The following is a 443-nucleotide window of genomic DNA, read 5'->3' on the forward strand; positions in this document are numbered from 1 at the left end:
TTGAACGAGGGCAGGTCGTCGGCGCGCGGCATGGAGTAGTCCATGAACGAGGCCGTGACGGGCTGACCGTTGGCATCGTAGATGGCGTGCTCCAGCAGCGCCTGCCCGATGCCCTGGGCAAGGCCGCCATGGACCTGTCCCTCGACGATCATCGGGTTGATCAGCCGGCCGAAATCGTCGGCCGCGACGAAGTTGACGAAGGAGGTCTTGCCGGTGCCGGGATCGACCTCGAGCTCGCAGATATAGGCGCCGGCCGGGAAGGTGAAGTTGGAGGGGTCGAAGAAGGCGCTTTCCTTCAGGCCCGGCTCCATCCCGTCAGGCAGATTGTGCGCGGTGTAGGCCGCGAGCGCGACCATCGGGAAGGCGATCGCCTTGTCGGTACCGGCCACCTTGAACTCGCCGTTCTCGATGACGATGTCGCCCTCGGACGCTTCGAGCGCATG

1 protein-coding gene is annotated in these 443 nt (G+C 65.2%); it reads right to left on the reverse strand.

From position 1 onward, the window contains the following. Positions 1 to 443, reverse strand: a 443-nt coding sequence (locus O7A61_RS32480; protein ID WP_337133215.1) for a molybdopterin cofactor-binding domain-containing protein, incomplete at both ends; no start/stop codon positions are given.

The organism is Mesorhizobium sp. Cs1321R2N1 (genome assembly GCF_037179725.1).
Taxonomy (GTDB): Bacteria; Pseudomonadota; Alphaproteobacteria; order Rhizobiales; family Rhizobiaceae; genus Mesorhizobium; species Mesorhizobium salmacidum.